Here is an 18772-nt window from a genome sequence, read left to right as displayed (position 1 = left end):
TCCGGGTTGGTGGCATTAAACCTAAAGGCTCCTAACAATCGCTTTAGTTGCGAAGTGTGTCCGCGGCCCCCGTCGCCAGCCAAGCCGTCTGATGTTTGCGCAGACGGACTGGGGCGGACTTGTAGGCCGGCGTGCCCGAGCGCTGGTCGTGGTCGTCCAGCGAGATGACGACATTGGTCTCGGGATAATAGGCCGCCAGGCATCCCGGTGGGATTTCGCGCGCCACCACGGTGAAGGCTCGCACCACCCGTTCGCCGGTCTCGTCGAAGGCCGCGCCCAGGTCGACCAGGTCGCCTTGGGCCAGGCCCAGCCGCGCCATGTCGTCGGGATTGGCGAAGATCACGTCGCGCCGGCCAAACACCCCACGATAACGATCGTCATAGCCATAGATCGTGGTGTTGTACTGGTCGTGGCTGCGCAGGGTGGTCAGGATCATCACGTCCGGATCGCCCCGGCGCGGGTCGCCGCCCCTGGGATCGTGGACCATGAAGTTGGCCTTCCCCGTGGCCGTCTTCCACACCCGCTTCGACGGCCCGACCTCCAGGCGGAAGCCGCCGGGGACGCGGACCTTGTCATTATAGTCAACGAAGGTCGGGAAGACCCGAGCGATCAGGTCGCGGACGGCGTCGTAGTCATCAGCCAAGCCCGGCCAGTCGACATGCGGATCCTCGCCGAACAGCGCCGTCGCGATCCCGCACACGATGGCCGGCTCGGACATCAGGTGCTCGGACGCCGGAGGATTGAGCCCGCGCGAGGCGTGGACCATCGACATCGAGTCCTCGACCGTCACCGACTGGCGAACGCCGGCGCGGACATCCAGTTCGGTACGACCCAGGCACGGCAGCAGGATCGCTTCCTTGCCGATCAGCAGGTGCGTGCGGTTGGGCTTGGTGGCGACATGGACGGCCAGATCCAGCCGGCGCATGGCCGCGAAGGTCCGCACCGGATCGGGCGCGGCCACCGCGAAGTTGCCGCCCAGGCCGATGAAGACCTTGCCGCGCCCCTGCTCGATCGCCTCGATCGCCTCGACGACCGTGTGGCCGTGCTCGCGCGGCGGCTCGAAACCGAAGACATCCCTCATGGAGTCCAGCATCGCCGCCGACGGCTTCTCCCAGATGCCGACCGTACGATTGCCCTGGACGTTGGAGTGACCGCGCAGCGGACAGATCCCCGCCCCAGGACGACCGATATTGCCCTTCAGCAGCAGCAGATTGACCAGTTGCTGCACCGTGCCCGAGCTGTCGCGGTGCTGGGTCAGGCCCATGCCGTAGCAGAGGATCGTCGCCTTGGCCTTGGCGTAGATCGCCGCCGCCTCCTCGATCCGAGCGCGCGGCAGGCCGCTGCCCGCCTCGATCGTCGACCAGTCCTGAGCCTCGACCGAGGCGACGAGCGCTTCGAAGCCGGCGGTGTGTTCTTGTATAAAGTCGTGATCCAGAACGCCGCCTTCGCGGGCCTCCATGGCCAGCAACGCCTTCATCATGCCCTGCACCAGCAAGGCGTCGCCGCCGATCTTCAGCTGGAAATAGGCCGAGGCGATCGGGGTCGAGCCCAGGGTCGCCATCTCGACAGGATCCTGCGGCGCGGCGAACTTCTCCAGCGACCGCTCCTTCAGCGGATTGAAGGCCAGGATCGTCGCGCCGCGCCGGCTGGCGTCGCGCAGCGTGGTCATCATCCGCGGATGGTTGGTGCCGGGGTTGTGGCCAAAGCACAGGATCAGGTCGGCGTGGTCGAAGTCCTCCAGGGTCACCGAACCCTTGCCCAGGCCGATCGAGTCCGGCAGGCCGACGCTGGTCGGCTCGTGGCACATGTTCGAGCAGTCAGGGAAATTGTTGGTCCCGAACCGCCGGGCCATCAGCTGATAGAGAAACGCCGCCTCGTTGCTGGCCCGGCCCGAGGCGTAGAACTCGGCCTCGTTCGGATCGCCGAGCGCCTTGAGACCCCGCGCCGTGCGGGCGAACGCCGCCTCCCAGGTGATCGGCTTGTAGCGGTCGTCGGCCGGATCGTAGGCCATCGGCTCGGTCAGCCGGCCCAGGTCCTCGATGGCGTGGTCTGTCCAGGTCAGCAGCTCGCTGACCGTGTGCTGGGCGAAGACCTCGGGCGTGGCGCGCTTGGACGTCGCCTCCCAGGCGACGGCCTTGGCGCCGTTCTCGCAGAACTCGAACGAGCTGGTGTGCTTGGGATCGGGCCAGGCGCAGCCGGGGCAGTCGAAGCCCTCCGGCTGGTTGGCCCGCATCAGGGTCTTGCCGCCCTCGACGATCGTCTCCTGGTCGGCCAGGGCCCCGGCCACCGCCTTCAGCGCCCCCCAGCCGCCGGCCGGCATATGATAGGGCCGGACACCTTCAACCTTCTTGTCGGACATCAGGCCGGCTCCAGCTCGGTTTCGACAAGGCGCTCGCCGCCGGCGAACACCGCGTGGCCATCGGCGCGCGCCAGGGCCACCAGGGTCAGGTTGGCCTCTTCGGCCTTGGCGATGGCCAGCTCGGTCGGGGCCGAGACCGCGACCAGGATCGGACAGCCCATCCGCGCGGCCTTTTCGACCATCTCGAACGAGCAGCGGCTGGTCACGACCACGAAACCCGCCGCCGCATCGGTCCCGGCGCGAGCCATGGCGCCGGCCAGCTTGTCCAGCGCGTTGTGGCGGCCGACATCCTCGCGGACCAGGACCAACGCGCCCTCGGCGTCGAAGAAGGCGGCGGCGTGGGTGGCTCGGGTCAGGCGGCCCAGGGCCTGCTGCTCTTCCAGCGCCGCCAGGGCGCGCGGGATCGCCTCGTGCCGGATCGTGACGCCCTGCCCCAGCACCGGCAGCGGCCGGACCGCGTCGGCCAGGCGCTGCACGCCGCACAGCCCGCAGCTGGAGCGGCCTTCCAGGTTGCGTGGCCGGGCCTTCTTCACCAGAGCGCCCGGCGCCAGGCGGATGTCGACCAGTATGCCCTGCTCTTCTTCCTTGGTCGTGATCGCCAGCACGTCGGCCGCCCGGGCGATCGCCTCGGTGACCACGAAGCCCAGGGCCAGCTCCTTCAGGTGCTCGGGCGTGGCCATCAGCACCGTGTGCGGACGACCGTCGAACGACAGGCCGATGGCGGTCTCTCGCGGCAGCGGCCGCTCGAGGGTCTGGACGGGTGTCCCGGCGCGCCATTGCACGGCCGGACGACGGGTGGCGGAGGAACGCGACATGGCCGCAAGCCTACTCCGTGGGCGCCGGGCGGTACAGCCGGTGACGTTACGGCGGGTTTGTTCAAAACCGTCATCGTTCGGCGCGTGACCGGACGCCGATCCTGGAGCAATCTCAAGCCATGGCAGGCACCACCTTCGACACCCGACGCGCCCAGATGTTTCCCCGGCTGGAGGCGGCCGAGATCGATCGGCTGCGCCGCTTTGGCCAGGTCGTCCACGCCGAGCCCGGCGCGGTCCTCGCCACGGCCGGCGTCGCCTCGCCCGGCCTGTTCGTGGTCCTGTCCGGCCGCGTCGCCATCAGCCGCCGCGACGCCCATGACGAGAGCCAGCCGATCGTCGAGCACGCCGCCGGCCAGTTCGTCGGCGAGATCGCCCAGCTGTCGGGGCGTCCCTCGCTGGTCGACGTCAAGGCCATCACCCAGGTCGAGGCCCTGCTGATCGCGCCAGAACGCTTGCGGGCCGTGCTGGTCGCCGAGGCCGAGCTGGGCGAGCGGATCATGCGGGCCCTGATCCTGCGCCGGGTCAGCCTGATCGAGACCGGGGCCGGCGGCCCGATCATCCTCGGCCGCGAAAACGACGCCCAGGTCATCCGCCTGTCGGGCTTCCTGGCCCGCAACGGCCATCCCTACCAACAGCTGGATCCGGACCAAGTCGACTGCGCCAGGGTGCTGATTGACCGCTTCCAGGTCGATGACAGCGAACTGCCGATCGTGCTGTGCCCGAACGGCGAGATCCTGCGTCAGCCGACCAATCACCAGCTGGGTCGCTGCATCGGCCTGGTCGGGCCGATCGACGCCGACAAGCTGTATGACGTCGCCGTGGTCGGCGCGGGGCCCGCCGGCCTGGCCACCGCCGTCTATGCCGCGTCCGAGGGCCTGTCGGTGCTGGTGCTGGACACCCGCGCGTTCGGCGGCCAGGCCGGGGCCTCGGCGCGGATCGAGAACTATCTGGGCTTTCCCACCGGCATCACCGGCATGGCCCTGATGGGCCGCGCCTACGGCCAGGCCCAGAAGTTCGGGGCCGAGCTGGCCATTCCCGACGAGGTCGCCTCGCTGGTCTGCGAGGACGACGGCCGGCACCGCTACCGCCTGGCCCTCGCCAGCGGCGAGACAGCCCAAGCCAAGACCGTGGTCATCGCCAGCGGCGCCCGTTATCGGCGGCTGGAGGTCGAGAACCTCGACCGCTTCGAAGGCGCCTGCGTCCACTACTGGGCCTCGCCGCTGGAGGCCAAGCTGTGCGCCGGCCAGGAGGTCGCCCTCGTCGGGGCCGGCAATTCGGCGGGCCAGGCGGCGGTGTACCTGGCCAGCCAGGTCAAGAAGGTCTGGATGATCGTGCGTGGCGAAAGCCTGGCGGCGACCATGTCGCGCTATCTGATCGACCGCATCGAGAGCACGCCCAATATCGAGGTCATCGTCAAAAGCGCGATCGTCGACCTGGAGGGCGATGAGCAGGACGGAAAACCAAGCCAGCTGTCGGCCATCCGCTGGCGCGGTCCGAACGGCGTCGAGACCGTCCAGGCGATCAGCCACCTCTTCCTGTTCATCGGGGCCGCGCCCAACACCGCCTGGCTGACCCACTGCCATGTCGAGCTGGACAATCACGGCTTCGTCCGCACCGGGACGGACCTGGCGCCGGGCACCCCGCTGCTGCAGACCAGCCGCAAGGGCGTGTTCGCGATCGGCGACGTCCGGGCCGGCTCGGTCAAGCGGGTCGGGGCCGCCATCGGCGAGGGCGCCCAGGCGGTCGCCGCCATCCACGCCTATCTGGCCGACGCGTAGAGGAGCCTCCGCCCATGACCTGCTCTCACGGCGACTCGATCCGCGTGGTCACGCCCTCCGCCAAGGGTTGCGAGGAATGCCTGAAGGCCGGCGGCTGGTGGGTGCACCTGCGCCTGTGCCGCGGCTGCGGCCATGTCGGCTGCTGCGACGACAGCCCCAGCAAGCACGCCACGGCCCACTTCCGCGCCACTAAGCACCCAATCATCGAAGGCTACGACCCGCACGAAGGCTGGGGCTGGTGCTTCGTCGACGAGGAATTCGTCGAGCTGCCGGACCAGACCCCGCAGGTCGGGCCGATCCCGAGGTTCGTCGAGGGCTGACGCACCTTTGAATTGAGTTGCTAAGCTTCGCCCTTCCGGCGATCGTCGTTCCCTCAATGATAAGGGGGACGTGTCGATGAAGCTGAAAATCCTGCTGGCCAGCGCGGCGAGCTTTTTGCTGACCTCCCCCGCCCTGGCCATCGGCCCCAACTGCCCGGCCGACTATGCCGCCCAGGCACGCGGCCTCATCGCCCAGCAGGTCAAGGAAGGCCTCTTCACCGGCACGGTGCTGATCGCCAAAGACGGCGTTCCGTTGCTGCGAGAGGGCTTTGGCGCGGCCAACCGCGAATGGGATATCCCCAACGCGCCCGACACCAAGTTCCGCCTGGGCTCGGTCACCAAGCAGTTCACGGCCGTGGCGATCATGCAGCTGGTCGAGGCCGGCAAGCTGTCGGTCGACGACCCGATCTCGAAATACTACGCCGACGCCCCGGCGACCTGGTCGAAGGTGACGATCAAGCATCTGCTGACCCACACCTCGGGTATTCCCAGCTACACCGGCATTCCGGGCTTCTTCGAGAAGAACGCCCAACTGCCGATGAAGCCCGAGGAGATCATCAAGCTAACCCAGGACAAGCCGCTGGAGTTCGAGCCGGGCAGCAAGTTCGCCTACGACAACAGCGGCTACGTCATCCTGGGCTATGTCATCGAGAAGGTGTCCGGCCAGACCTATGCCGACTACCTGAGCCAGAAGATCCTACAGCCCTTGGGCCTGAAGAATACCGGCTACGACGTCTCCACCCAGATCCTGGCCAAGCGCGCCACCGGCTATCAGCCCAGCAAGGACGGCTGGCGCAACGCCGAATATCTGGACATGACCATCCCGTACGCGGCGGGCTCACTCTATTCGACGGTTGACGATCTTCTCGTGTGGGATCGCGCCATGAGCGACGGCAAGCTTCTGACCGAAGCTTCTCGCAAAGCGATGTGGACCGACTACGGCCACAACTACGGCTTCGGCTGGGCCGTCAACCCGCAGTCCGGTCACGAGCGGATCTCGCACGGCGGCGGTATCCACGGCTTCAGCACCTCGCTGAACCGCTACCCCAAGGACGGCTTGGTGACGATCGTGCTGTCCAACTTCCAGGCCGCCTCGGCCAATCCGCTGGCCAACAACCTGGCGGGCCTGTGCTTCGGGACCTATACGCCGCCCAAGGCGATCGCCGTGCCGACCGCGACTCTCGACAAGTACGTGGGCTCGTACCTGCTGATGCCGAACTTCATCCTCAAGATCTATCGCGAGGGCGAAAAGCTGATCACCCAGGCTACCGGCCAACCGCCAATCCCGGTCATCGCCACGGCGCCGGGCGAGTTCTACGCGGCCGGCCCTAACGCCAAGATCAGCTTCAAGCAGACGGGCGATTCACCAGCCACGTCGCTAACCCTCCATCAGGGCGGCCGCGACATGGAAGCGCCACGCATCCCGGACAAGCCCTAGAACAGCAAAAGGCCCCGGAGATCGCTCTCCGGGGCCTTCGCTTAGATCAGATCAGCGTGTGCTGAGATCGATCGATTACTCGACGATCTTGGCAACCACGCCGGCGCCGACAGTGCGGCCGCCTTCGCGGATGGCGAAGCGCAGGCCTTGGTCCATGGCGATCGGGGTGATCAGCTCGACGTCCAGCTCGGCGTTGTCGCCCGGCATGATCATTTCCACGCCTTCCTTCAGCTTGATGATGCCGGTGACATCGGTCGTGCGGAAGTAGAACTGCGGACGGTAGTTGGTGAAGAACGGGGTGTGACGGCCGCCTTCTTCCTTGTTCAGGATGTAGGCTTCGGCCACGAACTTGGTGTGCGGAGTGATCGAACCCGGCTTGCAGAGAACCTGGCCGCGCTCGACGTCTTCACGCTTGGTGCCGCGCAGCAGCACGCCCACGTTGTCGCCGGCTTGACCTTGGTCCAGCAGCTTGCGGAACATTTCGACGCCCGTGCAGGTCGTCTTCTGGACCGGACGGATGCCGACGATTTCGACTTCTTCGCCGACCTTGACGATGCCCTTTTCGATACGGCCGGTGACCACGGTGCCGCGGCCCGAGATCGAGAACACGTCTTCGACCGGCATCAGGAACGGCAGGTCAACCGGGCGTTCCGGTTGCGGGATGTAGGCGTCGACCGAAGCCATCAGCGCCAGGATCGCCTCTTCGCCAATCTTGGCGTCACGGCCTTCGACGGCGGCCAGGGCCGAGCCCTTGGTGATCGGGATGTCGTCGCCCGGGAACTGGTACGAGCTCAGCAGCTCGCGCACTTCCATCTCGACGAGCTCCAGCAGCTCTTCGTCGTCGACCATGTCGACCTTGTTCATGAACACGACCAGGGCCGGCACGCCGACCTGACGGGCCAGCAGGATGTGCTCGCGCGTCTGCGGCATCGGGCCGTCGGCGGCCGACACGACCAGGATCGCGCCGTCCATCTGGGCCGCGCCCGTGATCATGTTCTTCACGTAGTCGGCGTGGCCGGGGCAGTCGACGTGCGCGTAGTGACGGTTGGCCGTCTCATACTCGACGTGAGCCGTGTTGATCGTGATGCCGCGGGCCTTTTCTTCCGGCGCGGCGTCGATGTCGGCGTAGTTCTTGGCGGTCGCGCCGCCCGACTTCGCCAGCGTGATCGTGATCGCGGCCGTCAGCGTCGTCTTGCCATGGTCAACGTGACCAATGGTGCCGATGTTGCAGTGCGGCTTAGTGCGTTCGAACTTTTCCTTGGCCATCGTCTCTACCTTCGCGCCGGCGGCTGTTGTTGGGGTGACTCATATGGGGAGCTGGAGCGGGTAGCGGGAATCGAACCCGCATCCTCAGCTTGGAAGGCTGCTGCACTACCATTGTGCTATACCCGCCCATCACCCCAAAAGGGGGCTTGCGGGGTCGCGTCGGCTCCCGGTTCTGGCTCTGGGACGCCCATCCCGCTTCCTGAACTCGTCGCGTGCATGGTGGGGGAAGCAGGACTCGAACCTGCGAAGGCGTACGCCAGGGGATTTACAGTCCCCCCCCTTTGCCACTCGGGACATTCCCCCAAGCACGCGACGGAGTTCCGAAGCCGGCGGCCTTTACCCGGTCCGACGCACAACAGCAAGCCATTGAACTTCGAACTGGAACAAAAGCTTCTTTGGACGGTGACGGACGATGCTAAGAGCAGCGCCGGCCGGCCTAGAAACCCTTGGGGCCCCAAATCGGAGCGCGTCTTATAGTGTCCTCTCATTCCGAACGCAACGACCGGAAACGTCCTTCTGCACAAGGACGCGATTTTCGTTCCAAGCCACGGAATAAAAACGATTTTTCTCGTGGCCAAGGTGACGCCAAGGACTGGATCTGGGGGACTCACGCCGTCGAAGCGGCGCTTTCGAACCCTCGTCGGCCGGCCCCGAAGCGCCTTCTGGCGACCCCGGACCGCGCCAAGCGACTCAGCCCCGATCTCCAGAAGCTGGCCTGCCTGCAGGTGATGGAAGGCCAGGAGATCGCCAAGCAGTTGCCGCAGGGCGCGGTGCACCAGGGCCTGGCGATGAAGATCGACGAGCCCGAGGTCATGAGCATCGCCGAGATGGGCGCGCCGGCGAAGGGCCTGCTGGTCATGTTGGACCAGATCACCGACCCGCAGAACATCGGCGCCATCTTCCGCTCGGCCGCCGCGTTCGGGGCCACGGGGGTGATCCTGCAGGACCGCCACGCGCCGGTGTTGTCGGGCGTGCTGGCCAAGACCGCCGTCGGCGCCGTCGACAAGGTGCCTCACGCGCGCGTGGTCAATCTGTCCCGAGCCCTGGAGGAACTGGCCGATCTGGGCTGGCGCGCCGTCGCCCTGGCCGGCGAGGCCGAAGAAAGTCTCGAGACGGTGCTCGACGGACAGGCGACTGTACTTGTTCTGGGTTCGGAGGGTGAAGGTGTCCGCCGTCTGGTCGCAGAGCATTGTGACGCCTTGGGAAAGATCCAGATGCCGGGAGGTTTTGAGAGCCTGAATGTCTCCGCGGCCGCCGCGATCGCACTCTACGAGGCGTCCAGAGTTCGCCTCAGGGAAGAATTGAGTTCGTGAATCCTCTTTAACCGTTTTGATTTCGTCGCAAGCTCGTGCTTTTCTCGCGAACAGTGGTCCGCGAGCGCCTGCTCGCGGAGAATTTAGGCATGGGATCGGGGGACCCGATGTTTGTACGTAATGTACGCTTGGCCGCCCTGGCGACTTCGGCGGCCGGTGTGCTGCTGCTCGCCGGGTGCAGCGCTGGCGACCAGGCGAACGCGCCGCCGCCGCCGCGCGGCGACTATCAGGCCGATGCGAGCACGCCGGACCTGATGGGCGCCGCGCCGGCTCCGGACGCCAGTCAGGCACAGGACGGCCTGCTGGGCGGTCCGGCCGCCGCCACGGGGGACACGAGCGTGTCCTCGCAGCCGCTGCCGCCACCGCCCGCGCGCAATTCGCACCTGAAGACCTGGCGCCGTCCGGACGGCACGCTGGTCACGGCCATGCGTCCGATCGCCAATCCGAAGGGCTCCAGCCGCCACGAGCAGCGCCCGGCCGCCAAGCCCCATCGCGTCCATACGACGATCCCGGCCACGTCGAAGCCGGTCGCCCAGCATCCGGTGGCCAAGCCTGTCGCGCCGAAGACGGTCGCCCCGACGCCCGCGCCGGTGCAGGCCGCCAAGCCGGTCGTGCCGGCGACGCAGCTCGCCAAGCCGCCCGTCGTGGCCGCCAAGCCGCCTGTCGCTCCGGCCAAGCCAGCGACCAAGCTCGAGAAGCTGCAGGCCGCCATCGCGCCCGAAGCCACCAACGGCGCCGTCCTGGCCGCCGGCGAGAGCCTGTCAAAGAACCAGCCCGGCCAGGTGACCCTGTCGCTGCCCGCCACGCTGGGCGACCTGATCAAGCGGGAAGCCGCCAAGCTGGGCCTGACCAAGGCCGCCAAGAAGACCAGCGCCTATGCGCAGCTGGAAGGCGAAGGCTACGAGATCACCCCGAACGGCCGCCAAACGGCCGTGATCAAGCCGGGCGAGCCGACCACCTTCGCGTGGCAGGTCAAGCCGGGTCCGGAAGCCAAGGGTCAACTGAAGTCGGACTTCGGCCTCGAGCTGAACGGCGCCAAGCAGCCGCAAGGCTTCGCCCTGGGCACGATCAGCAAACGCGTCGCCGCCCTGCCGGAGAAGGTCAAGAAGAGCTTCGGCAAGCTGGACCTGGGCGTCCTGAACGGCAACCTGTCGCTGCCGGGCGTCGGCTCGGTGCCGATGAAGACCGCGCTGGGCGTGGCCCTGGTGCTGTTGGCCCTGATCATCCTGGTCGGGGTGTCGCGCAGCGCCTCGGAGTCGCGCCGTCGCGCCGAGCGTCAGCGCAAGTACCGCACCCTGACCGACTACGGCCGCAACGAGATGGAGTTCGAGGACCCCAAGCCGACCTCGGCCCACGTCTCGTACGTGAACCCGTTCGTGGCCGCCGCCGGCGGCGCGGCCGCGGGCGCCGTGGCGGCGTCGGCGATGTCGCACCATGACGATCATGGTCACGGCCATGACGATCACGGTCACGCCGCGCCGGCCGATCATGGTCATGCCGACCATGGCCACGCGGATCACGGGCACGCCGATCACGGTCACACCGACCATGCCAACGCCGACCACGGCCACGACCTGCACGCGCAGGCTCATCCCGAGCCGCACGCGCCGGCCGAGCACGTCTCGTACACCAACCCCTTCATGGCCAATACGTCGGGCCATGACGATCACGGGCACGCGCACGATCACGAGGCTCACGCCCCCGGTCATGACGACCACCATGCTCCGGCCCATGGCCATGGCGATCACGGTCATGCCGCGCCTGGCCACGACGACCATCACGGCGACCACGGCCACGCGGCTCATGACCCGCACCACGCCAAGGAACCCGAGCACGCCCACTAAGGCTAGCGCCTGAAGAAGCGGACGCCCCGGATCCCTGATCCGGGGCGTTCTTGCTTTTGCGCCTGGCCCCTTTTTGCGTCCGATCAGGGCTTTTGCGCCTTGCATCGCCGCGCGCGTCACCGCATTGAGGACGCATGTTCGAAGCTCTGAGCGCCCAGCTGGGCGGCCTGCAAGGTCCGCTGACGGCCCTGCTCCAAGTCCTGATGATCGACCTGGTCCTGGCCGGCGACAACGCGGTCGCCGTGGGCCTGGCGGCCGGCGGCCTACCGCCCAAGGAACGCAAGAAGGTCATCCTGTACGGCCTGGGCGCCGCCGTCGTTCTGCGCATCAGCTTCGCCTTGATCACCACCTGGCTGCTGGGCGTCATCGGCCTGCTGCTGGCCGGCGGCTTCCTGCTGCTGTGGGTCTGCTGGAAGATGTGGCGCGAGATGCGCGAGCAGGCCGCTCACGCCGAGGCCATGGCCGCCATCGATGGCGACGACAGCACCGAACCGGCCGTCCGCCAGGCCAAGACCTTCAAGCAGGCCTTCATCCAGGTGCTGATCGCCGACGTCTCGATGTCGCTGGACAACGTGCTGGCCGTGGCCGGCGCGGCCCGCGAGCATCCCGGCATCCTGATCTTCGGCCTGCTGCTGTCGATCATCCTGATGGGCGTCGCCGCCAGCGCCATCGCCAACCTGCTGCACAAGCACCGCTGGATCGGGTTCGTCGGCCTGGCCATCGTGCTCTACGTCGCCCTGCACATGATCTGGCAGGGTCACCGCAGCGTGGTCATGGATCTGCACCAGACGTCCGCCTACAACGCCGCCGCCCCGGGTCCGCTGGACATCAGCCCCGACGAACTGGCCAAGCACAACAAGCACAAATAGCCGGGGTCAGCGCCCCGCCCTTCTTTGCGGCCAGCGCGCCTAGCGCCCCGGTAGGGGCGGCATGTCCAGTCGCCGAAGCTCGGCCATCGTGGCGTAAAGGCGAAGGATCACGTGGTGACGCGCTGTGTCGCCCCCCGCCTCAACGGCTTCGTGCAGCCCTATCAGCGCCTTGCGCAGGGCCGCGTTGACCCGGTCCAGGGCCGAGAAGGTCAGGCCCTCCGTCGACGGCAGCCCCGCGACATCCAGTCCATAGTCGGACGCCGCCTCGTCCAGGACAGCGCGGATCGCCAGGTTCTCGGCGACACGCGCGGCCACGCCGCGTTCGGCCTCCTGGGCGGCCAGCAAGGACAGTATGGCGACGATGGCGACCTTGCCGGCCATGAACTCGCCCTGCTGCTCGGGCGGACCAGGATCCATCATGCACAGGAAGTTGCCGACCAGGACGTCGGGCAGGCTGGGCGTCATGCCGATCCCTCCAAGGTTTGGCCCTCCAGGCGTAGCAAGGCGGCGGCCAGGATCTCGTCGTGCCGGCGGGCCGTGTACCAGCCCGAGACCGCCAGGATCGGCTCCTTGAAGCCGCCGTCACGATATTCCTTGGCCGCCGAGGTCCAGATCGCCTGGCCTTTCACGGCCGCGAACAGCGACCACCAGGAAAGCGCCGCCTCGTCGACCGGCAGGCCGCTGGCCCGCGACCAGATCGAGAGCGCCTCGGCGCGCGGCAGCATGCCGGCGACATGGGCGGCGTCGAAGTGGCCCCACAGCGGATCGATCGCCCAGGCCAGATCCTCCAGCGGATCACCCAGATGGACCATCTCCCAGTCCAGGATCGCCAGGATCTTGCCCGCCCCGTCGTGCAGGAAATTGCCGGTGCGATAGTCGCCATGCACCACCCGCACGGCGCTCGCGGGCGGCGGCGGCTTGCGGCGCAGGGCCCGGATGGCGGCGCGGACGATCGGCTGCGGGTGCTGCTCGTCGGCCTCGATGACGTCGGACCACTGGTCCAGGGCCACGCGCCAACAGTCCTCTCGCGCCGGCGCGGACGCGGCCTGGGCCAGTGGCAGGTCGGCCGGCTCGGCGGCGGCGATCGTTCCAAGGATCTCGAAGAAGCGCTCACCGATCGCCCGGGCGTGTTCGCCGTACGGCATAACCGTGAACGGCGAGGCGGCCGCCCCGCCCTCGACGCGCTCCATGATGAAGAACGGCCGCTCCAACTCCGCGCCCTCGGCGTCCATGACGATGGGGCGCGGCGCGGGCAGCTTTTCGTGGAAATTCTCCAGGGCCAGGTATTCCAGGCTGCGGTCGGTCTCGATCAGGCTGGCGGTCGGGTCGCGGCGCAGGATCAGCGGCCGGGTGTCGCCCCCGACCTTGGCCGCGAACCGATAGGTCTCGCGGCTGGCCCCGCCGGGGATGCGCGAGAGGTCGGCGACGGAAACCGGCTGGCCCCAGGTGCGAGAGAGGTACGCCTCCAGGCGCTCGGCCAGGCTCACGGCGCCATGTCCAGGATCGAGGCGAAGCCCGACGGCGCATGCGGACCGATCGCCAACTGTTCGAAGACGCCCCTGCCCTTCCGCGTCCGGCCCGCGCCGTCGACATAGGTCACCTCGCTCAGCGCCTGGACGTGCAGCAGGTGCGGCATCTTGCGGTCGAGATCGGCGGTGACGAAGTCCTCGCGTTCGACCTTGAGTTCACCGTGGTTCAGGCCGTGGCCCCAGACGGGGTGGTTGTAGCCCAGGCCCAGCATGAAGAATTCGGACTTCGGCGTGATGGTCACCGAGCCGTCGGCGCCCAGATCCAGGGTCGCCGCGGCGGCGTGGCGCGTGCCGCTCTTCCAGTCGATGGCGCAGGCCGACTGGGCGAAGCCCCCAAAGTCGTCCTCGCGGCCGTCGTCTTCCAGCCAGACCGCGCGACGATTCCAGGCCCGGCCCAGCTCGTCGTCATTGGTGTGGAAGAACAGGCTGCCGTCCTCGAAATTGCACGGCGCCCACAGCCAGAAGAACTGCGGCAAGGCCGGTGGGGCCAGCTCCTGCGGATCGCGCGCCCCGACTGGCCGCACGCCCCACGAGCGGTCGCGGGTGCCGACGAAGCCGTCGACGCTGGTGCGCACGCCATCGACCTCGATCCAGCCGCTGTAGCGGCCGTTCTGGGTCAGACGGGTGTAGTCGAGCAAGGTGCGCGGACCGTTGCGGCGGACAAAGCGTGGCTCCTCGATCGGGAAGGCGCGGCCCTCGAAGACGATCTCGGCACTGATGCCCTGCTCCGGCGCGGCCACGGTCAGCTTGAGGCGCCGCAGCGGCGTTTCGACCGCGATGCTGATCGGCCCGACACTCAGGTCCATCCGCTCCATCTTCAGCCAACGGCTGGCGTGGAGGTTCACTTGGCGGCCGTCCCGCATCACGCAAAAGGCCGCGTCGGCGATGTTGAGATGCGGATAGACCCCGAAGGCGGCGGCGAAGAACAGGTCGCCGCCGTCACCGCCCCCCTTCTCTTGGGAGGCCGCGTAGCCGTTGAAGAAGTAGCGGTCGTAGAAATTCCGATCCGTCCCGGCATAGGCCACGGGCTCGGGCGTCTGATGGATCGGGTAATCGTCGCCCCAGGTGAGCGCCATGCCGTCCTCCCCTGGCTCGTGCGACGCTCTCATTCCGTAAGGAAGCGGCGTCGCTTTACGTCCAGGTGAACGACGTTAAGGTCGCGCTCCGCGATTGCAACGGTGACGGAGCGTAAAGCCGATGACGGGATGGACTCCCCGGATCTGGACCGGGCTGGCGGCGGTGAGCGGCCTGCTGGCCGTGGCGTTCGGGGCCTTCGCGGCGCATGGCATGTCCGAGCCCAAGCCGGTCGAGTGGCTGCGCACCGGTTCGCTTTACCAGATGGTCCACGCCCTGGCCGTGTTCGGGGCCCTCGCCCTGCATCGCGCCGGCGCCAAGGCCATGGGCTTGGCGGCAGCGCTGTTCCTGGGCGGGACCCTGCTGTTCTCGGGCTCGCTCTACGCCATGGCGCTGGGCGCGCCGCGTGTCCTGGGCGCGGTGACGCCGTTCGGCGGTCTGGCCTTCATGATCGGCTGGGCAGTGCTGGCTGACCGAGCCTTCCGCGCGCCCGCGCTGGATCAGGCCTGAAGCTTCTTGCCGCCCGGCAAGGCCAGGAAGAAGATCGCCAGGGCCGAGCCGACCAGGCAGGCGAACATCACCCCGGCCACCGGACGCGGCGAACCATCGTGCAGCAGGCCGCCGGCCCACGACGCCAGGGCCCCGGCCCCGAACGAGGCCGAGCCCATCAGCGCCGAGATCGAACCGGCCCTGCGGGGGTCGACGCTGAGCGCCCCGGCCATGGTGTTGCCGCCCATCAGGCCATAGATCGACAGGGCGCAGAACAGCAGCGGCAGCACCGTCCACTGGCCGCCCCAGCCGGTGAAGGCCGCCAAGGTCAGTAGCAGGGCCGCGACGATCGAGGCGATGCTGGCCTTGCTCAGCACCTGGTCCGGCAGATTGCGGCGCAGCAGCAGGCGGTTGACCTGGCTGGCTCCGATGATGCCGACGGCGTTGAAGGCGAAGATCAGGTTGAAGACCAGCGGCGAGTGGCCATAGGTCCCCATCACCAGGTCCGGCGCGCCCGAGATGTAGGTGAACAGCACCGCCCCGTTCAGCGCCCCGGCGATCGCGTAGCCCATCAGCCGGCGCATGCCGAACAGGGCGACATAGGCTCGCAGCGGGTTCTCCGACCGGGCCTGGGCCTCGGTCTCCGCCGAGCGAGATTCCGCCAGGCTGATCGTCACCCAGACGCCGATGATCACGCCGAAGCCCGCGAGGGTCCAGAACACGCCTCGCCAGCCGGCGAGGAACTGCACCACCCCGCCCAGTTGCGGGGCCAGCACCGGCGCCAGGCCCATGATCAGGGTCATCAGCGACAGCACCCGGGCCGTGTCGGCGTGGCTGAAACGGTCACGGACCACGGCCCGCGCGATCACCGCGCCCGCGCAGCCGCCCAGGGCCTGGACGAAGCGCGCGACGATCAGGATCTCGATGTTCGGAGCCAGAGCGCAGACCACGGACGCGACGAGGAAGACCGCGATCCCGACCAGCAAAGGCAGGCGCCGGCCGAACCGGTCCGAAGCCGGGCCGTAGATGATCTGACCGATGGCCATGCCGGCGAAGAATGCCGCCAGGGTCGCCTGGGTCTGCTCGGGTCCGGCGCGCAGGGTCCGGCCGATAGACGGCAGGCTCGAGAGATACATGTCGATCGACATCGGCGCGAAGGCCGTCAGCGCGCCCAGGAGCAGAACGAGTCGCCATGGAACGGCGACGGGCGGCGAAGCTACGTCGGTCATGCGGCCTTCTACGCCTTTTCGACCCTACGGAAACCTCAAATGACGCTTGCCGGGACCCGATCCGGGATCCACGGTGATCAGCAATCACATAAGACGGCGGGAGGACGAGCGGTCATGACGGTCAAGAATCCAGGCCTGCCCGAGCCCCGGTTCGCCGACGTCAACGGCGTCCGCATGGCCTATTACGAGGCCGGGCCGCGCCGGGGCGTCCCGATCGTCTTCTGCCACGGCTTCCCGGAGCTGGCTTTCTCGTGGCGTCACCAGATCGCCGCCCTGGCCGCCGCCGGTCGCTGGGTGATCGCGCCCGACCAGCGCGGCTATGGCCTGACGCCGGGTCCCGACGCCGTCGAGGCCTATGACATGGAGCACCTGACCAGCGATCTGGTCGGGCTGCTGGACCACCTCGGCGTCGAGAAGGCGATCTTCGTCGGCCACGACTGGGGCGGCATCGTGGTCTGGCAGATGCCGCTGCTGCATCCGGATCGCGTGGCCGGCGTCGTCGGCCTCAACACGCCCTTCACCCCGCGCCTGCCGCTGGATCCGATCGAGATGTTCCGCAACGCCTATGGCGAGGACATGTACATCGTCCACTTCCAGAAGCCTGGCGAGGCCGACGCGCGGCTGGGCGCGGATCCCGAGCGGACCATTCGTTTCTTCATGCGCAAGCCCAAGGGCAGTCAGGACGAGTTCCTGGGCCGCCCCGCCGAGCGCCGCGGCCTGGCTCTGCAGGACGCCCTGCTCCACTACGATCCGGCGACCGACGACAACCAGTTCCTGGAACCCGACGAGTTGGCCTTCTTCGTCGACGCCTTCACGCGAACCGGCTTCACCGGCGGCATCAACTGGTACCGCAACTTTACCCGCAACTGGGAGAAGGCCGAGACCCTGCCGCGCCGGATCGATGGCATTCCATGCCTGATGATCATGGCCGAGCTCGACGTCGTGCTGCCGCCCGCCATGGCCGACCGCATGGGCGACCAGATCTCCGACCTCGAGAAGGTGCTGATCGAGGGCAGCGGCCACTGGACCCAGCAGGAGAAACCCGCCGAGGTGAACGCGGCCATCCTGGACTGGCTGGACCGGAAGTTCCCAGCCTAGGCGCTTCTAGTTCTTCGCCGCCAGCATCAAATCGGCGCGCCGGCGCATCGCGGCCGCCAGTTGCAGCATGGCCAGAGCCGAGACCTCGTCGCGCTCGGCCGCGCGCAGGCTGTAGACGTTGGCCATGGCGAACAGCGCCTCGATCCGGTCGACGCCCTCGGCCCCGAACATTTCGCCGATCTGACGGTCGAGTTCCGCCAACTGCATCGGATTGAGCATGCCGAGCAGTTCGTCGTCGGAATAGTCTTCAGGGGCGAGCTGAGTCATGGGCGGCAACATACAGAACCGGACGAAAGGCGCGAGCCCATCCCGATCCTCCGTTCACAGGCGGATACAAACCACGTTAGGGTTAGTCTCATGGATCGTAACGCTTCCGCCGCCGTCATGGGTTCCATCGGTCGTCGCGGCCTCTTTCGCGAGGTCGAGCCGTTCTCGTTCGGTTGGCTGCCGACCGGCGGACCGCATGAAATCTATTACGAGGAATGCGGCAACCCGCGCGGCAAACCCTGCGTGATCCTGCATGGCGGCCCGGGCGGCGCGGTCAATCCGACCATGCGGCGGTTCTTCGACCCGACCAAGTGGCGCATGACCCTGTTCGATCAGCGCGGTTGCGGTCGCTCGCGTCCGAACGCCAGCCTCGATGACAATACGACCTGGAGCCTGATCGAGGACATCGAGCGCCTGCGCGAGCACCTGGGCGTCGAGAAGTGGACCGTGTTCGGCGGCTCGTGGGGTTCGACCCTGGCCCTGGCCTACGCCATCAAGCACCCCGAGCGTGTCTCGGGCCTCGTCCTGCGCGGGATCTTCCTGCTGACCGAGCGCGAGCTGAACTGGTTCTACCAGGAGGGCGCCTCGATGCTGTTCCCCGACGCCTGGGAGCGGTTCCTGGCTCCGATCCCCGAGAACGAACGCGGCGACCTGATGGCCGCCTATCACCGCCGCCTCGTGGCCCCCGACCGCCGCGTGCAGCTGGAAGCCGCCGCCGCCTGGAGCCAGTGGGAAGGCGACACCATCTCTCTTCGTGGTCCCGAAGCGCGCCCTCCGAAATTCAACGAAGAAGACTTCGCGATCGCCTTCGCGCGGATCGAGTGCCACTTCTTCACGAACAAGGGCTTCTTCGACCAAGACGGCTGGATCCTGAAGAACATCGACAAGATCCGCCATATCCCCGGCTGGATCGTCCAGGGCCGCTTCGACGTGGTCACCCCGCTGGACAGCGCCTGGAAACTGCACAAGGCCTGGCCCGAAGCCCGCTTCGACATCGTCTGGGACGCCGGCCACGCCTCGACCGAGCCCGGCGTGATCGACGGCCTGGTGCGGGCGACGGAAGCGGCGCTGGTCTCCTAGACCA

17 protein-coding genes and 2 tRNA genes are annotated in these 18772 nt (G+C 67.7%); 9 read left to right on the top strand and 10 right to left on the bottom strand.

Going from position 1 to position 18772, the window contains the following annotated elements; genetic code table 11:
* Window positions 1-43: 43 nt before the first annotated feature.
* The gene (locus ACW173_RS16040; protein WP_492081003.1) at window positions 44-2359 is read right to left on the bottom strand and encodes an FdhF/YdeP family oxidoreductase; all 2316 of its coding nucleotides are present in this window, start codon (window positions 2357-2359) and stop codon (window positions 44-46) included.
* Window positions 2359-3174 carry a formate dehydrogenase accessory sulfurtransferase FdhD gene (gene fdhD, locus ACW173_RS16035; RefSeq protein ID WP_492081001.1) on the bottom strand — a complete coding sequence of 272 codons (816 nt, stop codon included), beginning with the start codon at window positions 3172-3174 and terminating at the stop codon, window positions 2359-2361. Before fdhD ends, ACW173_RS16040 begins: the two co-directional genes overlap by 1 nt.
* A 119-nt stretch (window positions 3175-3293) precedes the next feature.
* On the opposite strand from fdhD, the gene ACW173_RS16030 reads away from it, so the two are divergent.
* The 3 genes from ACW173_RS16030 (at window position 3294) to ACW173_RS16020 (ending at window position 6710) form a co-directional block, all read left to right on the top strand.
* Complete coding sequence (locus ACW173_RS16030; RefSeq protein WP_492081000.1) at window positions 3294-4952, top strand: FAD-dependent oxidoreductase; 1659 nt, start codon at window positions 3294-3296, stop codon at window positions 4950-4952.
* A gap of 14 nt (window positions 4953-4966) precedes the next feature.
* Entirely contained in the window at window positions 4967-5272 is a 306-nt protein-coding gene (locus ACW173_RS16025; protein WP_492080999.1) for a UBP-type zinc finger domain-containing protein, read from the top strand.
* A 76-nt stretch (window positions 5273-5348) separates the two neighbouring features.
* Window positions 5349-6710: a serine hydrolase gene (locus ACW173_RS16020; RefSeq protein WP_492080998.1), complete on the top strand. Its 1362-nt coding sequence runs from the start codon at window positions 5349-5351 to the stop codon at window positions 6708-6710.
* 75 nt (window positions 6711-6785) lie between these two features.
* Here ACW173_RS16020 and tuf read toward each other — a convergent pair whose 3' ends face one another.
* The 3 genes from tuf to ACW173_RS16005 form a co-directional block, all read right to left on the bottom strand.
* A complete protein-coding gene (gene tuf / locus ACW173_RS16015; protein ID WP_096051670.1) occupies window positions 6786-7976 on the bottom strand; it encodes an elongation factor Tu in 1191 nt (396 codons plus the stop codon).
* 52 nt (window positions 7977-8028) lie between these two features.
* A tRNA-Gly gene (locus ACW173_RS16010) sits at window positions 8029-8102 on the bottom strand.
* Between the two features lie 91 nt (window positions 8103-8193).
* Window positions 8194-8279: transfer RNA gene (locus tag ACW173_RS16005), tRNA-Tyr, on the bottom strand.
* Window positions 8280-8452: 173 nt separating this feature from the next.
* Between ACW173_RS16005 and rlmB the strand changes: the two genes are divergently transcribed.
* The 3 genes from rlmB (at window position 8453) to ACW173_RS15990 (ending at window position 12002) form a co-directional block, all read left to right on the top strand.
* Entirely contained in the window at window positions 8453-9289 is an 837-nt protein-coding gene (gene rlmB / locus ACW173_RS16000) for a 23S rRNA (guanosine(2251)-2'-O)-methyltransferase RlmB (RefSeq protein ID WP_492086001.1), read from the top strand.
* A 107-nt stretch (window positions 9290-9396) separates the two neighbouring features.
* A complete protein-coding gene (gene stpX, locus ACW173_RS15995) occupies window positions 9397-11133 on the top strand; it encodes a stalk-specific protein StpX (RefSeq protein WP_492080997.1) in 1737 nt (578 codons plus the stop codon).
* A 134-nt stretch (window positions 11134-11267) separates the two neighbouring features.
* The gene (locus tag ACW173_RS15990; RefSeq protein ID WP_492080996.1) at window positions 11268-12002 is read left to right on the top strand and encodes a TerC family protein; all 735 of its coding nucleotides are present in this window, start codon (window positions 11268-11270) and stop codon (window positions 12000-12002) included.
* Between the two features lie 39 nt (window positions 12003-12041).
* On the opposite strand, the gene ACW173_RS15985 is transcribed toward ACW173_RS15990, so the two are convergent.
* From ACW173_RS15985 to ACW173_RS15975, 3 genes are read right to left on the bottom strand one after another with little or no spacing between them, the layout of a single operon-like run.
* Window positions 12042-12467: a hypothetical protein gene (locus tag ACW173_RS15985; protein ID WP_492080995.1), complete on the bottom strand. Its 426-nt coding sequence runs from the start codon at window positions 12465-12467 to the stop codon at window positions 12042-12044.
* A complete protein-coding gene (locus ACW173_RS15980) occupies window positions 12464-13489 on the bottom strand; it encodes a phosphotransferase family protein (RefSeq protein WP_492080993.1) in 1026 nt (341 codons plus the stop codon). The genes ACW173_RS15985 and ACW173_RS15980 overlap by 4 nt, the downstream gene beginning before the upstream one ends.
* Complete coding sequence (locus ACW173_RS15975) at window positions 13486-14607, bottom strand: Rv3169 family protein (protein WP_492080992.1); 1122 nt, start codon at window positions 14605-14607, stop codon at window positions 13486-13488. The genes ACW173_RS15980 and ACW173_RS15975 overlap by 4 nt, the downstream gene beginning before the upstream one ends.
* Window positions 14608-14728: 121 nt before the next feature.
* Between ACW173_RS15975 and ACW173_RS15970 the strand changes: the two genes are divergently transcribed.
* Entirely contained in the window at window positions 14729-15115 is a 387-nt protein-coding gene (locus ACW173_RS15970) for a DUF423 domain-containing protein (protein ID WP_492080991.1), read from the top strand.
* Here ACW173_RS15970 and ACW173_RS15965 read toward each other — a convergent pair.
* Window positions 15106-16323, bottom strand: coding sequence for a multidrug effflux MFS transporter (locus tag ACW173_RS15965; RefSeq protein WP_492080990.1), 1218 nt, complete (start codon window positions 16321-16323; stop codon window positions 15106-15108). The two genes, ACW173_RS15970 and ACW173_RS15965, sit on opposite strands and share 10 nt — an antisense overlap.
* 114 nt (window positions 16324-16437) lie before the next feature.
* Here ACW173_RS15965 and ACW173_RS15960 point away from each other — a divergent pair, with 114 nt between their 5' ends.
* Window positions 16438-17421, top strand: a complete 984-nt coding sequence (locus tag ACW173_RS15960; RefSeq protein ID WP_492080989.1) for an alpha/beta fold hydrolase — start codon at window positions 16438-16440, stop codon at window positions 17419-17421.
* Window positions 17422-17427: 6 nt separating this feature from the next.
* On the opposite strand, the gene ACW173_RS15955 is transcribed toward ACW173_RS15960, so the two are convergent.
* Window positions 17428-17688 (bottom strand): low temperature requirement protein A, encoded by a 261-nt coding sequence (locus ACW173_RS15955; protein ID WP_492080987.1) that lies wholly within the window; start codon window positions 17686-17688, stop codon window positions 17428-17430.
* A 90-nt stretch (window positions 17689-17778) separates the two neighbouring features.
* On the opposite strand from ACW173_RS15955, the gene pip reads away from it, so the two are divergent.
* Window positions 17779-18768, top strand: coding sequence for a prolyl aminopeptidase (gene pip, locus ACW173_RS15950; RefSeq protein ID WP_492080986.1), 990 nt, complete (start codon window positions 17779-17781; stop codon window positions 18766-18768).
* The last annotated feature ends 4 nt before the right edge of the window (window positions 18769-18772 follow it).

The organism is Caulobacter sp. ALps2 (assembly GCF_058681635.1).
This window is presented reverse-complemented; position numbering and strand designations above follow the sequence as displayed.